The organism is Mesorhizobium sp. M7A.F.Ca.AU.002.02.1.1 (assembly GCF_003998535.1).
GTDB classification, from domain to species: Bacteria; Pseudomonadota; Alphaproteobacteria; order Rhizobiales; family Rhizobiaceae; genus Mesorhizobium; species Mesorhizobium ciceri.
The window spans coordinates 1-4,606 of record NZ_RZPB01000500.1 but is presented as its reverse complement, the minus strand read 5'-3'; the positions used below and the strand labels follow the sequence as shown (position 1 = coordinate 4,606).

The 4,606-nt window shown below is 58.2% G+C and carries 2 protein-coding genes and 1 pseudogene; 2 read left to right on the top strand and 1 reads right to left on the bottom strand.

The features are described from left to right. Nucleotides 1–499: 499 nt before the first annotated feature. Nucleotides 500–1,639 carry a porin gene (locus EN879_RS25135; RefSeq protein WP_063169258.1) on the bottom strand — a complete coding sequence of 380 codons (1,140 nt, stop codon included), beginning with the start codon at nucleotides 1,637–1,639 and terminating at the stop codon, nucleotides 500–502. A gap of 681 nt (nucleotides 1,640–2,320) precedes the next feature. Here EN879_RS25135 and EN879_RS25130 point away from each other — a divergent pair. Together EN879_RS25130 and hemN are read left to right on the top strand one after the other, a co-directional pair. Beyond that, nucleotides 2,321–2,677, top strand: coding sequence for a hypothetical protein (locus tag EN879_RS25130; protein ID WP_024505577.1), 357 nt, complete (start codon nucleotides 2,321–2,323; stop codon nucleotides 2,675–2,677). Between the two features lie 464 nt (nucleotides 2,678–3,141). Beyond that, nucleotides 3,142–4,468 (top strand): annotated as a pseudogene (gene hemN, locus EN879_RS25125) (oxygen-independent coproporphyrinogen III oxidase). Nucleotides 4,469–4,606 lie beyond the last annotated feature (138 nt).

Here is a 4,606-nt window from a genome sequence, read left to right as displayed (position 1 = left end):
ACGCAGCGGTGTGAGACGGGCATTCTTGTGGATGTTCATTCGGACCCTCCGATGGATGCTGAAGCGTGGTAACTCCAGTCTCCTCGGTCCGGTCCGAATGGACAACCTCTCGAAAGCTCACACCTAGGATGGGTGCTGCCACGCGGCTCGGACTCAGCGTGCATTATCACGTAAATGTTGAGAGAATGAATGGCGCCGCGAAGGGCAATTCCAGCCGTCCAAAGCGACAGGCGTGTCGCGGCCTCGACATTGCAGTGGCGCTTACCTAACACGGCCTCACACTGCCCTCTAAACGGCCCCGAATTTGAACTGACGGCCCCTGGCCGGTTCATCGGGCAGGTCAAGGGCTAGGTGTAGTACACAGGGCTCATAACTTTCAGTTTCTAGTTGGTACGATGGGCCGTGGACGGTCGATGCAGACTTCAAGATGGCGAACGAAGCTCTCCATGCGTGCGTTGTCGAGGCAAGTGCCTTTGCCATGCTCGCGACTGGAGAGATTTCAAAATGAGCCTTGTAAGCGGAGAATGCCGCCGACGCTGTTCGGCTTGCTCGTGCCCTTGACGGCGGTAGGCTCGGCAGGGCCGAGGCCAGAGTTGCCGTAGTGGTCGTAATCGACCTCGGCTGTGACCGTGAAGCCGGGAACGACCATGTAGGCGACGTTTGCAGCCACACCAGCATCCTTGAGCTGATCACCCGAGACCTGAAGGTTGAACGAAGTTTTCTCGTCAAACTCGTAGGTGGCGCCCGCCCAGAAAGCCCACTGGCCGTTCCAGATTTTGTACGAGCCGCGCCCATGATTGGCAATTGCGCCGTTTGAGTCCTCGTTGAGACTGGCATTGGAACCGTAGCCGAAGAGTCCAAACAGCGACAGCTGGTTTGTGACAGCGACGTCGACGCGGATCTTGCCGGCAAAAGCTTCGTAATTGCTGTCATAAGCCGCGACGCCGATGATCGAGCCCCAGCCTTGCGTGTATTTCAAGCCGGCGACAACGTGCGGAATATAGCTGTCGATAGTACCGGCTGAGCCCGATCCTTGTTCGAGCGAAATCACAGTCGAAATGCCGTTGCCGGCGTCGAAGTGGTACTGAGCCACGTTGGTGTCGAAGCCGGCCGACGGAACGAGCATACTATCGAGAACGTTGCCAGCGTAGCTTGCAAACGTATCGAAGGCCGACCCCTCCTTGCCAACTCGCAGGCCTCCCAGCTCGACCCAGGCAGAAGCCAGTGCGAGGCCGCTGTTGAAATCATAGTTCTGAGGACTGTCATGCGAGTTAGCGCTGTTGCCAAAATTCACCTGGGTTTCGGTATAGGTCGTCAACGCGCCGAGCTCGGTCTGCTGGCCGGTCCAAGTTTTGAACGTGAAGCGTGTGCTGTTTCGCCAAGTGCCTTGGTCCTCGCCAGTTCTCACGTCCGAGGTTCTTGCGCTGTCATACGATCGGACGTCACCCAGGCCGATATCGTAACGGACATAGCCGCCGATGCGCAGGCAGGTCTCGGTGTTGGGAATATAGGAATATCCCGAGCCGAGGACGTCGCAGATCTTGATGTACTCGGCCGGTTCCCGCTCGGCGCCAGCTGCTCGACCGACGGAAATGGTCATCAGAGCAGTTAAGCCGAGAAGAGGACTCTTGATGTACATGTCTAGATCTCCATGAAGGAATAAAAAGGATAGAGGCGAAAGAGCAAGCTTTTCCTCTAAATTTTGTGCGTGTTGTCTCCAATATGTGGACGCCAAAGCGCTTGACACGAGAGGTGAGCCAGCGTAAAAGCCACATGTACTTATAATAGTGTTTTCTGCTAGGAGATTCATTATCGTTTACATGTGAAACACTCCGGTCGGACCGCTGCAGCTCTCCGAATAGAGCAGCAAGCGACATGCCAACCTGAAGCGTAGATGCGGCCGACACCAAAATCGGGCCGACGCGCCTTCGTCTCGCTGGAATCACTTTTTTTGAGGGTCACTGCGAAAAGAAATGTGCGACACGGTTCGCCATGTTCGATATGTGACAGTCTCGTTTAACAGCGACGGCTTCCCGTCTGACCGCAACGGAGGCCGCGCCATCCGCTACCGAGAAGGATCACTGCGCGTACGCTCCGCAAGGGCTGCGCCAGGAACAGAGGGCGTGCACGTCCGAGGCGTCGCATGGTGGCCGCAGCACCTTTTCGCCGCTGTAAGTTCGCCGTGCAGGTACATTGCGCGGCCGGAAGCGAGAGGGAGCGCACCCTGAAACGGCTGCCTACGGCTCGCCTCGAGTAATTGGCGATGAACAGTATTCTCGAGAACTTAGTCTCGACGGAAAGAGCAACGAAAGGAAGCCGCTTGGACGAGCACGATCCGAAGGAAGAACCGATCGAGACCATTTTCCGCAACGGCACAATCACTGCCGTGGGTATCCTGCTTGCCTTTTCCCTCGGCTTCCTCACTCATTGGGCCGCGAACCCCTTGCCATGGCAACTCTACGATCTGTTCGCCGTAGTGCCGATCCTGCTCGGCATCGCACTGCAGATGAGAGCGCTGTCCATGCTGCTCGACATGAGTTCCTTGCGGCGCCCCATCTACGAACGCGCCAATCGCATTTTCATGGTCGGCCTCATCCAGACCGCGTGTGGCGTCGGCATGGCCATCTTGGTCGATCTTTTCGGGATATCGGTAGGGGGCACGCTGCCCGGCGCTTGACGACAAGCCACACCGCTCTTCGCTCGAAGCGACGTCAAGCCGGGGAACCTTGTGCACCCCCTAGCGGCGTCCTCCTTTCATCAAATGAGCCGACGTCAGCTTTAGAGCGTCTCGGTGGCTAAAGCCGGTATGGTTTTTCGGCCGGCAGGGAAGGCCGCTGGCTGGACCTGGATGGCGTCTGAACGAGGCTTGACAGGTCCGTTGCGTCGGACATGAATTTCGCATTGCAAAGTTCTTCCGCAGACGCCTCAAGCACACTGCACTGGCGTCACGTACTCAGACGTTGAATGCGGCACCGCACCATCACCTCAGGCGCAACCATGGCACGCGCGCTCCCCGGCGTGGTTGACCCCATCCTGTCCAAACGAGACTGCGACATAAGCGGGACGCACTGACTTAGGTCAGAGACCAGGACGAGCGCGCAACGAAAGAATGATGGATGAGCGACGTGGGATGACAGCTCCTTGCACACCTCAATCCTGACAAAGTACCGGGACCCCCGGCCGCCTTGGTATACCATCTATCCGACTGTGCCAGACTTCTCTGCGGCAGTTGGTGCTGACGATTATGAGGAATGGCTGGGGGGCCTCCCGGCCGACGAATCGGTGTCGCTCTATTTCCACATTCCGTTTTGCCGATCCATGTGCTGGTATTGCGGCTTCCCTACCGCGGTCATCCGTCGCAACGGCCCGATCCTTAATTATTTAGCGGTGCTGCGTCAGGAGATCAGTTTGGTGTCGGAGCAAGTGCGGCAAGGGCTGCCGGTGAGCGATGTGCATTTCGGCGGCGGAACGCCTCACCTTATCGGGCCAGCCGAGCACTTGGCGCTGATGGAATTTCTACGCCGCCACTTCGCTTTCAGCAAAACTGCTGCGATCGCCGTGGAGATCGATCCCCGAACGTTCACACCGGAAATGGCCGAAGCCCTGGCAGCTAACGGTGTCAACCGCGCGAGCATCGGATGCAGAGCTTTGATCCCGATGTGCAAAGGCGATCAATCGGATCCAGAGTAAGGTGCAGACGGCCGCTGCAGTCCAAAATCTCCGCCGGCATGGCGTTGGCCATATCAACTTCGACCTCATCTTCGGTCTACCAAAACAGACTGTGCAGTCCTGCATCCAGACCGCGATGGCTGCGGTCGCCATGCGCCCCAACCGGCTTGCGGTGTTCGGATACGCGCATATTCCTTCCGTGATAAAGAATCAGCGCCTAATCGAGCAGGCAGGTCTACCGGACGGCGATCTTCGCGCCGAACAGGCTGCAACTGTCGCCGAGACACTGGTTGGCGCTGGCTACCGGGAGATCGGGCTCGATCATTTCGCTCCGCCGGACGACGAACTTGCGCTAGCGCCAGAAGACCGGGCGCCTACGGCGTAATTCGCTGGGATACTCGGCCGATACTTGCAAAACGTGATCGGCTTCGGCGCGTCGGCTATTGGCCGAGTCCGCGAGGGGTATGTTCAGAACGAAGTAACACGGGATTCTTACGCCCGGCACATCGCAAGTGGACGTCTGGCGACATCAAAGGGTCACCGTCTGACCGACGATGACCGGGTGCGCGCAGCGATCATCGAGCGACTGATGTGCGATTTGGAGGCCGACGTGCCGACCATCTGTGCCGCCCACGAAATCGAACCAGCTCGTTTTCTCGATTCAGTTGAGAGTTTGGTGACGCTGGCTGAGGAGGGGATCCTGGACGTCGAAAACGGCTTCATCCGCGTGCGGCCGGAGCACCGCTTTGTTGTTCGCGCCGTTGCTGCTGCATTCGATGCTTTTCTCGCGAATCGATGAGTTGAGGCCACGACGCCGAAAGGCATCAGACCTTGTTTGGCGCTCGTCGGCATGGGCTCTCGCAGAAGACTCCGCAAGCGTATGCAGGGGACTTCCACTTGACGCCGCGTTCACCATCATCTCGCCTGGGTGCGCGCG